General features: G+C 67.7%; 15 protein-coding genes. 2 read left to right on the top strand and 13 right to left on the bottom strand.

The window, feature by feature from the left end:
• Nucleotides 1-3: 3 nt before the first annotated feature.
• From ACFJI2_RS17395 to ACFJI2_RS17370, 6 genes are read right to left on the bottom strand one after another with little or no spacing between them, the layout of a single operon-like run.
• A complete protein-coding gene (locus ACFJI2_RS17395; RefSeq protein ID WP_377701149.1) occupies nucleotides 4-528 on the bottom strand; it encodes a response regulator in 525 nt (174 codons plus the stop codon).
• Nucleotides 525-1,856, bottom strand: a complete 1,332-nt coding sequence (locus tag ACFJI2_RS17390; RefSeq protein WP_377701147.1) for an HD domain-containing phosphohydrolase — start codon at nucleotides 1,854-1,856, stop codon at nucleotides 525-527. The genes ACFJI2_RS17395 and ACFJI2_RS17390 overlap by 4 nt, the downstream gene beginning before the upstream one ends.
• An 11-nt stretch (nucleotides 1,857-1,867) precedes the next feature.
• Nucleotides 1,868-3,331 carry an ATP-binding protein gene (locus ACFJI2_RS17385; RefSeq protein WP_377701146.1) on the bottom strand — a complete coding sequence of 488 codons (1,464 nt, stop codon included), beginning with the start codon at nucleotides 3,329-3,331 and terminating at the stop codon, nucleotides 1,868-1,870.
• Between the two features lie 22 nt (nucleotides 3,332-3,353).
• Entirely contained in the window at nucleotides 3,354-4,193 is an 840-nt protein-coding gene (locus ACFJI2_RS17380) for an HDOD domain-containing protein (RefSeq protein ID WP_377701145.1), read from the bottom strand.
• Nucleotides 4,190-4,522 (bottom strand): hypothetical protein, encoded by a 333-nt coding sequence (locus ACFJI2_RS17375; RefSeq protein WP_377701144.1) that lies wholly within the window; start codon nucleotides 4,520-4,522, stop codon nucleotides 4,190-4,192. The genes ACFJI2_RS17380 and ACFJI2_RS17375 overlap by 4 nt, the downstream gene beginning before the upstream one ends.
• Complete coding sequence (locus ACFJI2_RS17370; protein ID WP_377701143.1) at nucleotides 4,519-7,077, bottom strand: EAL domain-containing protein; 2,559 nt, start codon at nucleotides 7,075-7,077, stop codon at nucleotides 4,519-4,521. Before ACFJI2_RS17370 ends, ACFJI2_RS17375 begins: the two co-directional genes overlap by 4 nt.
• A gap of 401 nt (nucleotides 7,078-7,478) precedes the next feature.
• On the opposite strand from ACFJI2_RS17370, the gene ACFJI2_RS17365 reads away from it, so the two are divergent.
• Nucleotides 7,479-7,838 carry a hypothetical protein gene (locus tag ACFJI2_RS17365; RefSeq protein WP_377701141.1) on the top strand — a complete coding sequence of 120 codons (360 nt, stop codon included), beginning with the start codon at nucleotides 7,479-7,481 and terminating at the stop codon, nucleotides 7,836-7,838.
• 46 nt (nucleotides 7,839-7,884) lie between these two features.
• Here ACFJI2_RS17365 and ACFJI2_RS17360 read toward each other — a convergent pair whose 3' ends face one another.
• The 6 genes from ACFJI2_RS17360 to ACFJI2_RS17335 form a co-directional block, all read right to left on the bottom strand.
• Nucleotides 7,885-8,766 carry a universal stress protein gene (locus tag ACFJI2_RS17360; protein WP_377701140.1) on the bottom strand — a complete coding sequence of 294 codons (882 nt, stop codon included), beginning with the start codon at nucleotides 8,764-8,766 and terminating at the stop codon, nucleotides 7,885-7,887.
• A 47-nt stretch (nucleotides 8,767-8,813) separates the two neighbouring features.
• Nucleotides 8,814-9,371 (bottom strand): hypothetical protein, encoded by a 558-nt coding sequence (locus ACFJI2_RS17355; RefSeq protein WP_377701139.1) that lies wholly within the window; start codon nucleotides 9,369-9,371, stop codon nucleotides 8,814-8,816.
• A gap of 10 nt (nucleotides 9,372-9,381) precedes the next feature.
• Entirely contained in the window at nucleotides 9,382-10,266 is an 885-nt protein-coding gene (locus tag ACFJI2_RS17350) for a hypothetical protein (RefSeq protein ID WP_377701138.1), read from the bottom strand.
• Between the two features lie 60 nt (nucleotides 10,267-10,326).
• On the bottom strand, nucleotides 10,327-11,118 hold the full coding sequence (gene hyi / locus ACFJI2_RS17345; RefSeq protein ID WP_377701137.1) for a hydroxypyruvate isomerase: 792 nt from the start codon (nucleotides 11,116-11,118) through the stop codon (nucleotides 10,327-10,329).
• A gap of 71 nt (nucleotides 11,119-11,189) precedes the next feature.
• Nucleotides 11,190-12,599 carry a DEAD/DEAH box helicase gene (locus ACFJI2_RS17340; RefSeq protein ID WP_377701136.1) on the bottom strand — a complete coding sequence of 470 codons (1,410 nt, stop codon included), beginning with the start codon at nucleotides 12,597-12,599 and terminating at the stop codon, nucleotides 11,190-11,192.
• A gap of 229 nt (nucleotides 12,600-12,828) precedes the next feature.
• Nucleotides 12,829-13,611 carry an inositol monophosphatase family protein gene (locus ACFJI2_RS17335; RefSeq protein ID WP_107870831.1) on the bottom strand — a complete coding sequence of 261 codons (783 nt, stop codon included), beginning with the start codon at nucleotides 13,609-13,611 and terminating at the stop codon, nucleotides 12,829-12,831.
• A gap of 169 nt (nucleotides 13,612-13,780) precedes the next feature.
• On the opposite strand from ACFJI2_RS17335, the gene ACFJI2_RS17330 reads away from it, so the two are divergent.
• Nucleotides 13,781-14,548, top strand: coding sequence for an RNA methyltransferase (locus ACFJI2_RS17330; RefSeq protein WP_377701135.1), 768 nt, complete (start codon nucleotides 13,781-13,783; stop codon nucleotides 14,546-14,548).
• A 12-nt stretch (nucleotides 14,549-14,560) separates the two neighbouring features.
• Here ACFJI2_RS17330 and ACFJI2_RS17325 read toward each other — a convergent pair whose 3' ends face one another.
• Nucleotides 14,561-15,259 carry a hypothetical protein gene (locus tag ACFJI2_RS17325; protein ID WP_377701134.1) on the bottom strand — a complete coding sequence of 233 codons (699 nt, stop codon included), beginning with the start codon at nucleotides 15,257-15,259 and terminating at the stop codon, nucleotides 14,561-14,563.
• Nucleotides 15,260-15,414: the final 155 nt, after the last annotated feature.

The raw sequence follows: 15,414 nt of genomic DNA, 5'->3' as shown, positions 1-15,414 counted from the left end.
GCATTACAGGATGATGGAGCCGTCCGGCGCCCGCCTGACCTTCAGGATGCCGGGCTCCTCGGCTTCCAGGCGCTGCGCTTCCAGCTCCTGCGGCGTCAGCTGCGCGGGGGGCGCGGCCGGTGCGGGCCGGCCATGTTCGGCCAGCAGGCTGTCGCGCAGGGCCAGCGCGTCGCCGATGGTGCTGCGCAGGTCTTCCAGCTGCCAGGGCTTGGGAATGAAGCGGAACACGTGCGCTTCGTTGATGGCGCTGATGGCCGTTTCGAATTCGGTGGACGCGGTCAGCATCATGCGCACGGTGTGCGGGGCCACGTCCTTCAGCGCCTGCAGGAAGGCCACGCCGCTCATCTGCGGCATGTGGTAGTCCGAGATGGCCACGTCGAAGTCGCACACGCACACGCGCTCCAGCGCCTCGAAGGGATTGGTGAAAATTTCCGCCTGCAGGTCGGGAATCTTGAGCTGGCTGCGCATCGACCGCTGCAGCGCCAGCAGCACATTCATTTCGTCGTCCAGCAGCAGGATGCGTCTCATGGCTGTTTCCCCTTCGCGGGCCGGATCCGGATCGACAGCCGGCCCCCGCTCTTGGCTTCAAAGTCCTGCACTTGCTGGATCATGCGCGCGTCCAGCACGTGGTCGGCGGCCAGCAGCATCAGCCCGTCGCGGCTGACCAGGTCGCGCGCCAGCACCATGCCGGGCACCAGCTCGCCGGACAGCATTTCCACGCCGTAGGCGTCGTCGCCGGCGCCGCCGTCCACCACCTGGCGGAAGGCGTTCACCACGTTGGGATCGTAGCGCTTGCCGCTGGCGTTGACAATCAGCGACTTGGCCTCGTCGGCGCGCAAATGGCGCTGCACCATGGCTCCTTGCTGCAGGTTGAAATAATCGGCCGCCAGCGCCAGGATGCGCGCCCCCAGCGGGATGGCCAGGCCGGCCAGGCCGTCCGGGAAGCCGTTGCCGTCGAAGCGTTCGAGCTGGGCGCGCAGGATGGCGGCGCTGCCGCGCAAGTCTTCCAGCGGCATCAGCAGCTGCTCGGCGCGCAGCGGGTGCTTGCGGAACAGGCCCAGGTCCTCGCCGTGCAGCATGGTCAGCGGCGTGGCCAGCATGTCGTCGCTATAGCCTATCTTGCCCAGGTCGTGCAGCAGGCCGGCCACGAACACGTCCTGGGTTTCGCGCGCGTCCAGATTGAGCTTGACGGCGATCTTGCGCGCCAGGTCGGCCACCTGCCGCGCGTGGCCGGACAGCGCGCCGCCGCGCATCTCCAGCATGCTGGAGATGACCTTGATGGTGGTGACGAAGTTGTGCTTGAGCTTGTCGTTCGCGGCCACCGCCGCGTCGCGCGACAGCTGCAGCTGCAGGGTGCGCGCTTCGACCTTGGCTTCCAGGCTCTGGTTGAGCTGCTTGAGTTCCTCGTTCTGGCGCAGCGTGAGCGCTTCCAGGCGCTGCTTTTCCTGCTCCAGCGCGCGCCGTTCCAGCGCGTGGCGCACCACCAGCAGCATGTCGTTGTCGTCCCAGGGCTTGGTGATGTAGCGGTAGATTTCGCCGCAGTTGATGGCGTCCTGGATGGACTGGATGTCGGAGTAGCCGGTCAGCAGCAGGCGCACGGTGTCCGGCCAGCGCTGCTTCACTTGCGCCAGGAAGCGCGCGCCGTCCATTTCCGGCATGCGCATGTCGGAAATGACCAGGTCCACGGCTTCGCCTTCCAGCACGCGCAGGCCTTCGGCGCCGCTTTCGGCCAGCAGCACGCGGTAGCCCTTGGCGCGGAACAGGCGCCGCAGCGCCGACAGGATGTTCGGTTCGTCGTCCACGCACAGCAGCACGGGCGGCGGCGCGGCGTCGCCGGCCAGGGGCTGGAGGGGCATCTCGGCTGGCTTCATGGCTGGACGGCTCCCTGGGTGGCCGGCGCTTCCTCATGGCGCACCGGCAGCAGCACGCGGAAGGTGGTGCCCGCGCCGACGGTGGACTGCACGGTGATGCTGCCGTTGTGCTTGCGCACGATGCCGTAGGCCATGGACAGCCCCAGGCCGGTGCCCTTGCCGACCGGCTTGGTGGTGAAGAAAGGATCGAAAATGCGCGACAGGTTGTCCGGCGCGATGCCGCCGCCGTTGTCCTGCACTTCCAGCCAGACCTGCTCCTGGTCTTCGGTCCCGGTGCGCACGGTGATGGTGCCGCGCTCGGCGCCGATGGCGTGCGCCGCGTTCACCACCAGGTTCATCACCACCTGGTTCAGCTGCAGCGGCAGGCACTGGATGTCCGGGATGGGGCCGTATTCCTTGACCACGTCGGCCTTGTACTTGACCTCGTTGCTGACGATGTTGAGCGTGGAGTCGATGCCCTGGTGCAGATTGGCCCACACCCATTCCTGGTTGGCGTCCACCCGCGAAAAATCCTTCAAGTCCTGCACGATGTGGCGCACGCGCACGATGCCTTCCTTCGATTCGTTCATCAGCGAGGGGATGTCTTCGCGCAGGAAGTCCAGGTCCAGCTCTTCGCGCATGGCGCGCAGGCGCGCGGCCACGGCCGGGTCGGCCACATGGGCCTCGGCCTCGCGGTAGGCTTGCAGGGCGTCGAACAGGCTGCCCAGGTAGCTTTGCAGGGTGCCGAAGTTGGAAAAGATGTAGCCGATCGGGTTGTTGATCTCGTGCGCCACGCCGGCCGCCAGCTGGCCGATGGAGGCCAGCTTTTCGGACTGCAGCAGCTGCTGCTGGGTCATGCCGAGCTGCTCGTTCAGCGCGGTCAGCTCGATGTTGCGGCGCCGCAGTTCGGCGTCGGCCAGCTCGCGCTCGCGGATGTCGTCCTCCAGCCGCTGGTTCGCTTCGGCCAGCTGCGCGGTGCGCTTTTCCACCAGGTGTTCCAGGCTGTCGTGCGCCTTGCGCAGCGCGTTCTCGGCCACGCGCCGCTCGGTCACGTCGCGCAGGGTCTGGATGGCGCCCACCACCCGGCCGGCGCCGTCGCGCAGCGGCGCGGCCGTGAAGTGCAGCCAGTGGCCGCTGGCGCCGATGTTGGGGAAAAAGTCCTCGTCCTCGTAGGCGCCGGGGATGAGCGCCGAGCGCTTGTGCTTTTCGCGGTAGTGCTCGCTGGCCGCCGGGTCCACGCCGGACACGATCAGGTCGGCCAGCAGCGCGCGCTGCTTGGGGTAGAAGGCTTGCCAGTGGTTTTGCGTGCCCACCATTTCGGCCGTGCTCCAGCCCAGCAGGTGCTCGCAGGCCTTGTTCCAGTGCGTGATGGTGTGCGTGGTGTCGAGTACGAAGGTGGCCACCGGGTGGCCGTCCAGGAAGGCCGACAAGTCGATCGCGGGCGGGACGGCGCTGGGGGCGCAGGCGGTGCTTGGGGGCATGGCGGTTCCGTTCATGGCCGGTTCAGTTGACCAGGATCTGGACCAGATCGTGGAAGGTGCGCTCGGACTCGGCGCACACTGCCAGGCAGGTGGCGTCGCTGAGCGCCGCGGCGCGCCAGGCCGGCCAGCCCAGCGGCGGCACCAGCTCGTCGGCGCGGCCGGAAAAATTCAGGCCGTGCGCGAAGGCGTCGGCCAGGTGCACGGTCAGGGCCAGCGAGGGCGCGTCCAGCTCGTCCATCTCGTGGTGGCTGGCCACGGCCTGCTGGATCTGCTGCGGGAATTGCCAGCGCGCGGCCAGCGCGCCGCCGATGCCGGCATGGTCGAAGCCGAACACGGCGCGCTCGGCCTCGGCCTGGTAGCAGTCGTGCTCGCGGCGGTAGGCTTCCATGGCCGCGTACTCGCCGGGGTAGCGGGTGGCCAGCACCAGGGTGCCGAGGTCGTGCAGCAGGCCGGCGATGAAGGCGGTGTCCGGATTCTGGCGCAGCGGCCGCGCCAGCGCGCGCGCGCAGGCGGCCGCGCCCACCGAATGGCGCCAGAAGCCGGGCAGGTCGAAATTGCTGTCGGCCGCGCCGTGGAAGCTGCCGGTGATGGAGCATGCCGTCACCAGGGTGCGGATGTTGTGCACGCCCAGCACGGCCACCGCCTGCTGGATGGTGGTCACGCGCGAAGGCATGCCGTAGAACGAGGAATTGGCCAGGCGCAGGGTCTTGGCCGACAGCGACTGGTCCAGCGCGAGCTTGCCGGCCAGCACCTGCATGTCCAGCCCTTCCTGGCCCACGCAGGCCAGCAGGTCCACCACCACGGCAGGCAGCGAGGGCAGGTCTTGCACGCGGCGGGCGACGTCTTCCATGGTAGGCATCATAGGCTCCTGCTGCGGTAGTCGGCCAGCAGGCGCAGCAGCTCGCCGCCGGCGCCGCCGCTGTCGATGCCGTCGCGCGCGCTGCGGCGGAACAGATGCTGCAGCCGCTGCAGCGCCTGCTGGCGGCGCGCCTCGGCCAGCGCGGGGTCTTCCACCGGTTCGGGCGCCAGCACGCTGCAGCCGGCCACGCCGCGCCGGCGCAGCGAGGCCAGGGTGGCGTCGCTGAGCACGGCGCCCTGCGGCAACAGCACGGCGCCGTGCGCGTCCAGCAGGGCTTCGGCCAGCACCATGCCGGCGCTGGCGTCGTCCAGATCGACCAGGATGCTGCTCATGTTTTTTCCTCCGTACGGCTCAGGGTGATCAGGCTGCCGCGCGAGGTCGAGCTGGCGCCCATGGGATAGACGTCGACCGCGTAGCGTGCGCCTTCTATCTCGGCCTCGTGCGTGCCGGGCGCGCGGCGGCCGCCGGCGCTCATGGCGCGGAAGCCGTCCTCGGCCGGGAACAGTTCGGGCAGCACCACGCAGGCCTCGTTGCCGAGCAGGGCGCCGCCGCGCCGGAACAGATGGTCGGCGGCGGCGTTGACGAAGGCGATCATGCCCTGGTCGTCCATGCCGATCACCGGCAGCGGCAAGTACTGCAGCAGTTCGCGCGCCACGTTCAGGCTGATCTCGTCGCGGCTGATCTGCTGCTGCTTCTGGCGCAGCACCTCCTCCAGGCGGCGGTTGGCCGAGGCCAGCTCGTGGTTGACGGTGCGCAGCTCCAGGTTCAGGCGCTCGTTCTCGTCGGCGATCTCCTTCAGGCGGAACGCTTCGGCGATGTGGCCGCGCAGCTGCTCGTCCTCCCACGGCTTGGTGAGGAATTTGTAGATGGCGCCTTCGTTGACGGCGTCCGTCACCGACTGCAGCTCGGTGTAGCCGGACAGCATGATGCGCACCGTGTCCGGGTACAGTTCCTTGGCCTTGCGCAGGAAGTCCGCCCCCAGCATGCCCGGCATGCGCTGGTCGGACACGATCACGTCCACGGCGTGCCGCGCCAGCACGTCCAGGCCCTCCGCGCCGCTGTTGGCGGTGTGGATCTGGTAGTCGTCGCGGCGCAGCAGGCGCTTGAGCGCGGACACGATGTTCTGCTCGTCGTCCACCAGCAGCAAGGTGCGCTGCTGCTTTTGCACCCGCAGCAGGTGCGGCGGCAGGCGCCGGTCCTCGCGCAGCAGCGCCTGCACCTCGTCCGGCGCGAGCGGGGCGGCAAAGAAATAGCCCTGGATCAGGTCGCAGCTGTGGCGGCGCAGGAAGTCGCACTGCGCCTCGCTTTCCACGCCCTCGGCCACCACCTGCATGCCCAGCAGGTGGGCCATGGAGATGATGGTCTTGGACAGCGCGGCGTCGCCGCTGTCGCTGACGATGTCGCGGATGAAGGCGCAGTCGATCTTGACGGCGTCGAAGGGATAGCGCTTCAGGTTGCTCAGCGAAGAGTAGCCGGTGCCGAAGTCGTCCAGCACCAGCGGCACGCCCAGCGCCCTGAGCGGTTCGAGCAGCTGCAGCTGCTCCGGGCCGGCGGCGGCGTCCTGCGGCAGCGCGGCCTCGGTGATCTCGAGCGCCAGCGCCGACGGCGGCAGGCCGAACTCGTCCAGCGTGGCGGCCAGCTGGGCGGTGAACTGGCGGTCGCGGCACTGCTTGGGCGACACATTGATGGCCACCCGCAGCGGCGCCAGCCCGGCATCGAGCCAGGTGCGCATGTCGTGGCAGGCGCGGCGCAGCACCCAGGCGCCGATCGCGCCGATCAGCCCGGCTTCCTCGGCCACCGGCACGAAGCGCTGCGCGGGGATCAGGCCCAGCGCCGGGTGCTGCCAGCGCACCAGGGCCTCCAGGCTGGCCACGGCGCCGCTGCGCAGGTCGGCCAGCGGCTGGTAGCGCAGCTGCAGCTCGTCGCGGAACACGGCCAGCCGCAGCGCCGCCTCCATGCCGATGCGCTCCAGCGTGCGGTGGTTCATCTCCGAGGCGAAGAACTGGTAGTGCGCGCCGCCCAGTTCACGCGCGCGGGTGAGCGCCATGTCGGCGTAGCGCAGCAGCGTGGCGCCGTCGCGCCCGTCCTGCGGGCTGAACACGATGCCGATGCTGGCGCTGGCATGCACCTGCTGGCCCTGCAGCGTGAACGCCGGGGCCAGCGCGGCAAAGATGGTTTCGCACACGGCCACCGCGTCGGACGGGCTGGACACGGCGCTCAGGATGACGACGAACTCGTTGCCGCCCAACAGGGCCACGGTGTCGTCGTCGCGCACGCTGGCGCGCAGGCGCTCGGCGGCGCCGGCCAGCAGCTGGTCGCCGCCGGCGTGGCCCAGGCTTTCGTTGACGAAGGCGTAATTGTCGATGCCGATGCACAGCAGGGCCAGCTGGCCGCCGTGGCGCTGCGCCTGCAGCAGGGCCTGCTGCAACCGGTCGGTGAACAGGGTGCGGTTGGGCAGGCCGGTGAGCTTGTCGTGCGTGCTGTGGAAGGCCAGCCGCTCCTCGCGCTCTTTCAGTTCCGTGATGTCGTTGACGATGCCGATGTAGTGCGCCAGTGCGCCATCCTGGTCCGGCACCGGCGACAGGAACAGGTCGTTCCAGAACAGCGAGCCGTCCTTGCGGTAGTTGCGCAGCACCACGTGCGCGTCCTCGCCGCGCGCGATGGCCTGGCGCAGCACGGCCACGGCGGCCTGCTCGCGGTCCTCGCCCTGCAGGAAGCGGCAATTGCGGCCCAGCAGCTCATCCAGGGTGTAGCCTGTCATGCGGCAGAAGGCGGGATTGGCGTACACGATGGGGCAGGAAGGCTGGCGCGCATCGGCGATCAGCACGCCGTTCGAACTGGCGGCCAGGGCGCGGGCGGACAACTGCGGCATGGCATCCAATTCCATCGGCTTTCCTATCAGTGAGCGGCAGACTAAGGCTGGCGATGAAAACGATTATACGGCGGGTGCAGCGCCGTGTGCGCGGGCGTACGATAGCAGTGTGGCCAGGCGTGCGATCCGGGCCGCGCCATAGCGCACGGCGGCAGGCGCGCCACAGGCGCGCGGCGTGAAAGCGCTGCATTCCCGGTTGCAAGACGAAACCGACTTCCCGCCCGCGCAGTGTTGCGGGCGAACAACCGGCGCAAGATTTTATATGCCGCGCTGGTGGCGGCTTATATAGTTGCTACAATAAAAATACTGATACGCGGTCCGCAAGCCCCATGCTAGACATGGATCATGGCAAAGTTACCCAAGCCGGTACATTATTCGCCAGAAGAATGTTAACGAGTTGAGAAGGGGGAACGTCAATGACACAGGCATGGGTAGTGCTGACCCGTCCGGACGGGCGCGACGTGGCCGCGCCGACCGAATCCCAGCTGGCCGCGGCGCTGGCGGAGGTCTACAGCGGCGCCGCGCATGGACCGGACGGCGGCCCCGGCAGCGCGGTGCTGCGCTTTGGCTACGACGACGGCCTGATGTACGAGGTGGAAGTGGCCAGCGGCGGCGACATCTGTTTCGCCGAATGGTCCGACCGCGACTGCGAAATCGCATTGGCCAGCCCGCGCCGCATGGCCGGCGCGCCGCAGGCGGACGCGCTGCAGCTGTGGAAATGGCTGGCGCAGCGCCAGGTGGCCAAGATCCGCAGCCAGTCCTGGTCGGAAGGCTAGCGCCGCCCCGGCGCCCAGTTGCCCCCTTGCCCGGTGCGTCCGCGCCTCAGTGCGCCATCAGCACCGGCACCGTCATCGCTTCCAGCACCGTGCGGGTGACGCCGCCCAGCAGCGTTTCGCGGAAGCGCGAGTGGCCGTAGGCGCCCAGCACCAGCAAATCGCAGTTTTCCTCCGCCACCAGCGACAGCAGCGCCTCGCCGGTGCCGGTGGGCCGTTTCAGCAGGCCGGCCCGCGGCGACTGGCGCACCAGGAGGTCCGCCTCCACGCCGTGCCGCGCCAGGTAGTGCAGCAGGTCCGCGCCGGGCGGTTCGCCCAGCAGCGCGCGCTGGCTGTCCGCATCGAACACGGCGATCTGCACGCGTTCGGCGCGCCGCAGCAGCGGCAGCGCTTCGTGCACCGCGCGCGCGGCCTCCTTGCTGGCGTTCCACGCCACCATGATGCGCCGCGCCGGCCCGGCCTGGCCGGAAGCCGGTTGCGGCAAGCCGGCGTAGGGCACCACCAGCACCGGGCGGCCGGAATGGGTCAGTACCTGGGCCGGAAAGTCGCTGCCGGCCGAGGTGGAAACGTGTTCGGGATCGGCCTGGCCTATAACCACCAGGTCGGTGTGGCGGCCCATCAGGCTCAGGCCCGCGCCGGGGTCGTCGTCCACCACGCGCTGCGCGAAATCCTGCAGGCCGAGGCGCTGCACCAGCGGGGCGAACTGCTCCAGCGCCCGGTTGGCGCGCTCCCTGAGAAAATTGAGGTGCAGGGCGAGGTTGGGGTCCTGCTCGTCGACGATGGCGTTCTGGTACAGGGCGCGGGCGATGCCTGTCATCGCCACGCCCAGCAGGTGGCCGTCGTCCTGCAGCGCCAGTTCCGCCGCCATGCGGATACGCTCGGCCACGCGCGGCGCCTCGTCCACGTGCACCAGGATGCTTTTGTAAGACATGCTGCGCTCCTCAGCGTGGGCATGTCCTGATTATAGGCCGCTGCGCGCTAGCCGGCGCGGTCTTCCTTCAGCTGTGCGTAGCGCTCCTTGATGCTCTCCACCACCGTGGGCAGGTGCTCGGGCCTGCCGGCCGCGATGGCGGCGGCCAGGCCCAGCATGTCGGCGGTGATGCCGATCACGTCCTTCAGCAGGCTGGCGTGGCGGATGCGGCGGCGCGCCACCGCCACCAGGTCCAGCAGCACGCGCTGCGGCGCGCCCAGGCCGGCCACGGCCAGCACGGCGGCGTCCACGTACAGGCTGTTGGCGCGCTGGCGCAGCGCCACCTCGTTCTCGAACAGCGCCTGCGCCGCGCCGTGCGAGATGCCCTGTTCCAGGTTGCCGTTGATGGGGATGGTGGCGACTTGCTCCGCCGGCGCCGAGGCAGGGCGGGGCGGCTGGCCGCTCAGCGCGGCCGGCGTGGTGGGATCGTGCTGCGGCTCGCGCGCCGGACCGCCGGGCGGATTGCGGCGGATGGCTTTCATGATGCGCAAATGCAGTTCGTCGGCGCAGGCGGACAGGCTGTCGGCCAGGTCTTCAAAATCGGCCGCGGTGCTGGGCAGGGTCATGGCGTTCTCCTTAATCGTTGGCCGCTTCGGTGGCTGGTGCGGCAATCCCGGTGGCGCCGGTGCGCAGGGCCGCGCCGCTCCCGGCCCGGGCGCTGCGCGCGGCCGGGCTGTCCGGCTGCGCCATGCGCGCCACCAGCGTCTTGTGGGCCGCCGCGATGGCCGCCACATGCTTGGCCGCCAGCGTGTGGCGCAGGCCGATCAGCCGGTATTCGTTGCGCTTGGCGAGCCGGTGCGACTTGGCCAGCGCCGCCAGCAGGCGGTCGCGCGGCGTATCGGCGAACGGGATTTCCACCTCCAGCATGCCAAGCACGATGTCGCGCTCGTTGTCGCTGCTCTTGTTGTAGTAGCGCAGCAGGCTTTGCATCGCCTCCAACAAGGCCTGCAGCTCCTGGTCGCCGTCGCGCACCATGGCTTGCACGGCGCGCTCCTGGTAAGGATTGGTGGCGGCGCGCGCCAGCAGCTGCGCCAGGCCGCTGTAGGCGTTCACATGGCGGTCCGTCAGGCCGGTGTCGGGCCAAGCCTTGATGCCGGCACCCATGGCCTTGACCGGCTCCTTCAGGTCGAACGCTTCGCCGTCGGCCAGCTTGCCCAGGGTCTGCATGTATAGCTGCACCGCTTCGTGGATGGCCATCAGGTCCGGGTAGGCGGCACGGCGGCGCGCGTCGGCCGCGCGCTCGCGCTGCTCGGCGGCGGGCGACAGATAAGGCTGTTCGCGCAGATAGGTGTCGCGGAAGCGCTGGGTCAGGTCGGCGTAGCCGCCCAGCTTGCCGGATTCGGCAGCGAATTCGCGCGCCTCGTGCAGGCGGGGATTGCCGGCGCAGCCGCCGAGTGCCAGCGCGGCCGACAAGATGGCAAGTATGGCAAGCACGCTTGCCGGAATGCGGGGCAGTGTCATCGGTCCTCTCCGTGGAAGCTAAGGACCTATCTTGCTCCGTGTAAAGAACCAAGTTTTGCGCTAGCGCAAAGGTGCATCAGCTAGGCTGGCCAGCCAGCCCAGGCCTTCGGCGGTGCCGGCCAGCGGCGTGTACTCGCAGCCCAGCCAGCCATCGTAGCCAAGCTCGTCGAGCTGGCGGAACAGGAAGGGGAAATTGATCTCGCCGGTGCCCGGCTCGTGGCGGCCAGGCACATCGGCCAGCTGCATATGGCCGATGTGCGGCAGGCAGGCGCGGATGGTGTTGGCCAGCTCGCCCTCCATGCGCTGCATGTGGTAAATGTCGTACTGCAGGAAAATATTTGGCCGCCCGCAAGCGGCAATCAGCCCCAGCGCCTGGCGGCTGTAGTTCAGGAAGTAGCCGGGGATATCGTAGGTGTTGATGGGTTCGATCAGCAGCTGGATGCCGTACTCGTGGCAGCGGTCCGCCGCGTATTGCAGGTTGCCCAGCAGCGTTTCGTGGGCACGCTCAGGCGCCAGGCCGCCGGGCAGGATGCCGGACATGCAGTGCAGCTTGGACACTTCCAGTTCGGTGGCGAATTCGATGGCTTGCTGCACGCCGTCGCGGAATTCATCGCTGCGGCGCGGATCGCAGGCCATGCCGCGGTCGCCCGCCTGCCAGTCGCCGGGCGGCATATTGTGCAGCACCAGCTTGAGCTGGTGGCGGTGCAGCCGCTCGTTGAGCTGGTCCGGATCATACGCATACGGAAACAAGAACTCCACCGCATCGAAGCCCGCCTTGCGCGCCGCAGCGAAGCGGTCCAGGAAGGGCAGTTCGGTAAACAGCATCGACAAATTGGCAGCAAACTTCGGCATAAAAAAATGGGGTCAGGGTTAATTAAGTATAGCTTAATTAACCCTGACCCCATTTTCGGGGTGGCCGGATTTTAGCGGCCGCGGCCGCCGGAGCGGTGCGGCGGTGCGGCGCGCGGGGCGCTGCGGCCGCTGCCCGGGGCTGCCGGGGCGCGGCCGCCGCCGGCGTTGCCGCCACCGCCTGCACCTGCCGAGCGCGGCTTGCCTGCGCCGCCGGCGCCAGCGCTTGCGGCCGGCTTGTTGCGGCCGTTGCCGCCGCCGCCCTGGCGCGGTGCGTTGCGGTGGTGGCCGGCGCCGCTGCGCAGCTGGATAGGCTGGGCGCGCGCGGTCGGGTCCGGCTCGAAGCCAGGGATGACTTCACGCGGCAGCGTCTGCTTGATGAGCTTTTCGATGTCTTTCAGCATCACGTGTTCGTCCACGCACACCAGCGACACGGCTTCGCCGGTGGCGCCGGCGCGGCCGGTGCGGCCGATGCGGTGCACATAGTCTTCAGGCACGTTGGGCAGGTCGTAGTTCACCACGTGCGGCAGCTGGTCGATGTCGATGCCGCGCGCGGCGATGTCGGTGGCCACCAGCACTTGCAGCGTGCCGTCCTTGAACTCGGCCAGCGCGCGGGTGCGCGCCGCCTGGCTCTTGTTGCCGTGGATGGCCATGGCGCCGATGCCGTCGTTGCCGAGCTGTTCGACCAGCTTGTTGGCGCCGTGCTTGGTGCGCGTGAACACCAGCACCTGGGTCCATTTGTGGGTGCGGATCAGGTAGGACAGCATCGGATGCTTCTTGTCGCGGTCGACCGGGTGGATCTTTTGCGCGATCACTTCCACGGTGGAGTTGCGGCGCGCCACTTCGATGGTGGCCGGGCTGTCCAGCAGGTTGTCGGCCAGGGCCTTGATCTCGTCCGAGAACGTGGCCGAGAACAGCAGGTTCTGGCGCTTCGGCGGCAGGGCGGCCAGCACTTTCTTGATGTCGCGGATGAAGCCCATGTCCAGCATGCGGTCGGCTTCGTCCAGGATCAGGATCTCGACCTTGCTCAGGTCGATGGTCTTTTGCATCATGTGGTCCAGCAGGCGGCCCGGGGTGGCGACCAGGATGTCGACGCCGTGCTTGAGCTGCTTGATCTGCGGATTGATGCTGACGCCGCCGAAAATGACGGCGGAGTTCAAGTTGGTGTACTTGCCGTACACGCGCACGCTTTCCTCGACCTGGGCCGCCAGTTCGCGGGTCGGGGTCAGGATCAGTGCGCGGATCGGGCGCGCGGCGGTGCGGTTGGCCTGCTTGGCGCCGTTGATGTCGGTAGACAGACGGTGCAGGATGGGCAGGGTGAAGCCGGCGGTCTTGCCGGTGCCGGTCTGTGCGCCGGCCAGCAGGTCGCCGCCGTTCAGTACAGCCGGAATCGCTTGGGTCTGGATCGGAGTCGGCGTGGTGTAACCGGTTTCGGCAACGGCGCGGACGATGGCGTCAGACAGACCAAGGGTAGAAAATGACATGATGACTTTTAGTTAAGATCGGCTCGTCGCCTTATGGGCGCCAGTCAGAGGCAATCAATTTTTACTCGGGGTGGCGGCCGTGGACTGGTTGAGGTGCCGCACCGCCGAGTATAACAGCTAGTTGTCGTTCAAGTTGCGTTACGGAAATGGAAAAGGGGCCGTAGCCCCTTTTATTTTGTAACAAAGTTACTTAAATTGTGACAATATTAAGTAATTTCAGCCAAATCGCTTAAGCGAACTCAGCCAGCAGGCCGACCATCTGGCCGAAAACCTTCGGGCTGCCGGCAATAATGTTGCCCTTGTGCAGGTAATCGGACTCGCCGTTGAACTCGGCGATGATGCCGCCCGCTTCCGACACCAGCAGTGCGCCGGCGGCGATATCCCAAGGCTTCAGGCCTTTTTCGTAGAAGCCGTCCAGGCGGCCGCAGGCCACGTAGGCCAGGTCCAGCGCGGCCGAGCCGGCGCGGCGCACGCCGTGGCTGCGCTCGGCCATGATGCCGTACATTTTCAGGTATTCGGTCAGCGCGGCAGGGTTGCCTGCCTGGTAGCCGGTGCCCAGCAGGGCCTTGGCGATGCGGTCCAGCTTGCCCACGCGGATGCGCTTGTCGTTCAGGAAGGCGCCCGAGCCTTTTTCAGCGGTGAACAGGTCGTTGCGGACCGGATCGTACACCAGGGCCAGCGTGATCACGCCGCGGTGCTGCAGGGCGATGGAAATGGCGTACTGGGGGAAGCCGTGCATGAAGTTGGTGGTGCCGTCCAGCGGATCGATGATCCACAGGTACTCAGTCTCGTCGTTCACATTGGCGGAGGCGCCGGACTCTTCGGCCAGGAAGCCGTGCTCGGGGTAGGCTTTGCTCAGCACCTCGATGATGGCCTGTTCAGCAGCGGTGTCGACGTCGGTGACGAAGTCGTTGTGTTGCTTCTCGTTGACGATAACGCGGTCGAGGTCGAAACTGGCGCGGTTGATGACGGCGGCGCCGCGACGTGCGGCTTTGATAGCCGTATTAAGCATTGGGTGCATGTAAGCTTCCGTGAAAAAAACGCTGCTGCCCGCCGGGCGCGACGCATCCAGGCAGGGTTGGCATGTGAACAAGTATGAGAAAGAGCGATGCGGGAACAGGCTGGAATGGTTAGAATGCCACCGAAATCCATCTTGAACGCGCGTAATGGCGCTATTTTAAATGAAGCAGCCCGAAAACACAGCGACTCTTTTTCAACGCCTGCGAATAATTCTGGTGGAAACTAGTCGTCCTGGCAACATCGGCTCGGTGGCGCGCGCCATGAAAACCATGGGTTTTGGCGAGCTGGTGCTGGTCACGCCGCGCTTCGAGGGCATGCTGGAGCACGAGGAGGCGGTGGCCTTTGCCAGCGGCGCGCAGGACATCCTGGCGTCGGCACGCATCGTGGGTAGCATGGCCGAGGCGCTGGAGGGCATCAATTTCGCGGCGGCCGTGTCGGCGCGGCTGCGCGAGTATTCGCCGCCGGTGCTGGCGCCGCGCCAGTTCGCCGAGCAGGCGGCGGCCGGCGCCGAGCTGAACGCGGCGCTGATCTTCGGCAACGAGCGTTTCGGCCTGCCCAACGAGATCGTGGAAAAGTGCAATGCACTGATCAATATCCCGGCCAATCCGGACTATTCCTCGCTCAACCTGGCGCAGGCGGCGCAGGTGCTGGTGTATGAGTGCAGGATGGCGGCCCTGGCCGCCGCCGAGGCTGCGCCATCTGCCGAGACCGGCATCGGCTTCCAGGGCGAGGCGGCCAGCCTGGCGCAGATCGACGGCATGTATGCCCACCTGGAGCAGGCGCTGGTGGCGATCGGGTTCCTGGATGCGAACAATCCGCGCAAGCTGATGCCGCGCCTGAAGCGCATGTTTTCTCGCACCCAGCTGGAAACCGAGGAAGTGAACATCCTGCGCGGCATCGCCCGTAAGATCACGGACAAGTTCAAATAACGTCAAATAGCGTCAGATAACGTCAAATGGCGCCGGGTGGCCGGCGTACAGCCGCTGCATGATGGCGCGCTCGCGCCCGGTGACGGCGGCGACGAAGTCGCGCGGCTTGCGCATGCGCTTGAAGGCTGAAAACCCCCGTTCCAGGAATTGCTGCAGCTTGCCCAGTCCGGCCAGCCGGGCTGGGCCGCGCATCAGCACCAGCGTGCCGCTCAGCATGGGTATGCGCACCAGCTGGCTCAGCGAATCGCCCAGCGCCTGCACCAGGTCCAGCTGCCGCTCGCGCTCGGCCGGGGTGAGGGCGCGGCGGTAGGCGTCCATATAGTCGGCTTCGCTGAATTGCGCACCCAACAGCTGGGCCATGGCCGTGTCCAGCCGTTCGGCCAGCGCGTCCAGCTGCATCGCTTCGGTGATGGTTTGCAGCGCGTCGGCCGGCAGCACGCGCTGCATGGTGGGGGCGATGCGCTCCAGGTCGGTATCGCGCTGGCTCAGGTCGTGGGCGCCGTACAGCTCTTCGAGGAAGAATTCGGCGGCCTGGCGGGTGTCGGGCGCGGCCAGCAGGTCGGCGTGGGTGCGCGCGAGGCGCGCGGCCTGGAAGGATTTCAGCGCGCCGCGCGCCGCGTGCAGGGCCGGATCGCGTCCGGCGGCCTGGCGCTCCAGCCGGGCGGCGCGCAGCTGCTGTTCCAGCGGGCTCAGGGTGTGTTCGTTCGTCATAGGCGATTTTTTACCAGAAGCGAATAGATGTGTGGCTCTATTTTTGCTGGCTCGGGCTTGGGGGGCTTTGGCGTACACTCGGTCTTGGCGGCTTACGCGCCTGCGGCGCTAAGCCGCCCTACGCACGCCCTACGCGCCCTATGAGAATATTGACG

The organism is Pseudoduganella sp. UC29_71 (assembly GCF_042693265.1).
Classification (GTDB): Bacteria; Pseudomonadota; Gammaproteobacteria; order Burkholderiales; family Burkholderiaceae_D; genus Rugamonas.
This window is presented reverse-complemented; position numbering and strand designations above follow the sequence as displayed.

Excerpts from the sequence above, each read along its gene's own strand:
- ACFJI2_RS17395 (WP_377701149.1), bottom strand. The coding sequence starts at position 528 with ATGAGACGCATCCTGCTGCTGGACGACGAAATGAATGTGCTGCTGGCG.
- ACFJI2_RS17390 (WP_377701147.1), bottom strand. The coding sequence starts at position 1,856 with ATGCCCCTCCAGCCCCTGGCCGGCGACGCCGCGCCGCCGCCCGTGCTG.
- ACFJI2_RS17385 (WP_377701146.1), bottom strand. The coding sequence starts at position 3,331 with ATGCCCCCAAGCACCGCCTGCGCCCCCAGCGCCGTCCCGCCCGCGATC.
- ACFJI2_RS17380 (WP_377701145.1), bottom strand. The coding sequence starts at position 4,193 with ATGATGCCTACCATGGAAGACGTCGCCCGCCGCGTGCAAGACCTGCCC.
- ACFJI2_RS17375 (WP_377701144.1), bottom strand. The coding sequence starts at position 4,522 with ATGAGCAGCATCCTGGTCGATCTGGACGACGCCAGCGCCGGCATGGTG.
- ACFJI2_RS17370 (WP_377701143.1), bottom strand. The coding sequence starts at position 7,077 with ATGGAATTGGATGCCATGCCGCAGTTGTCCGCCCGCGCCCTGGCCGCC.
- ACFJI2_RS17365 (WP_377701141.1), top strand. The coding sequence starts at position 7,479 with ATGACACAGGCATGGGTAGTGCTGACCCGTCCGGACGGGCGCGACGTG.
- ACFJI2_RS17360 (WP_377701140.1), bottom strand. The coding sequence starts at position 8,766 with ATGTCTTACAAAAGCATCCTGGTGCACGTGGACGAGGCGCCGCGCGTG.
- ACFJI2_RS17355 (WP_377701139.1), bottom strand. The coding sequence starts at position 9,371 with ATGACCCTGCCCAGCACCGCGGCCGATTTTGAAGACCTGGCCGACAGC.
- ACFJI2_RS17350 (WP_377701138.1), bottom strand. The coding sequence starts at position 10,266 with ATGACACTGCCCCGCATTCCGGCAAGCGTGCTTGCCATACTTGCCATC.
- hyi (WP_377701137.1), bottom strand. The coding sequence starts at position 11,118 with ATGCCGAAGTTTGCTGCCAATTTGTCGATGCTGTTTACCGAACTGCCC.
- ACFJI2_RS17340 (WP_377701136.1), bottom strand. The coding sequence starts at position 12,599 with ATGTCATTTTCTACCCTTGGTCTGTCTGACGCCATCGTCCGCGCCGTT.
- ACFJI2_RS17335 (WP_107870831.1), bottom strand. The coding sequence starts at position 13,611 with ATGCTTAATACGGCTATCAAAGCCGCACGTCGCGGCGCCGCCGTCATC.
- ACFJI2_RS17330 (WP_377701135.1), top strand. The coding sequence starts at position 13,781 with ATGAAGCAGCCCGAAAACACAGCGACTCTTTTTCAACGCCTGCGAATA.
- ACFJI2_RS17325 (WP_377701134.1), bottom strand. The coding sequence starts at position 15,259 with ATGACGAACGAACACACCCTGAGCCCGCTGGAACAGCAGCTGCGCGCC.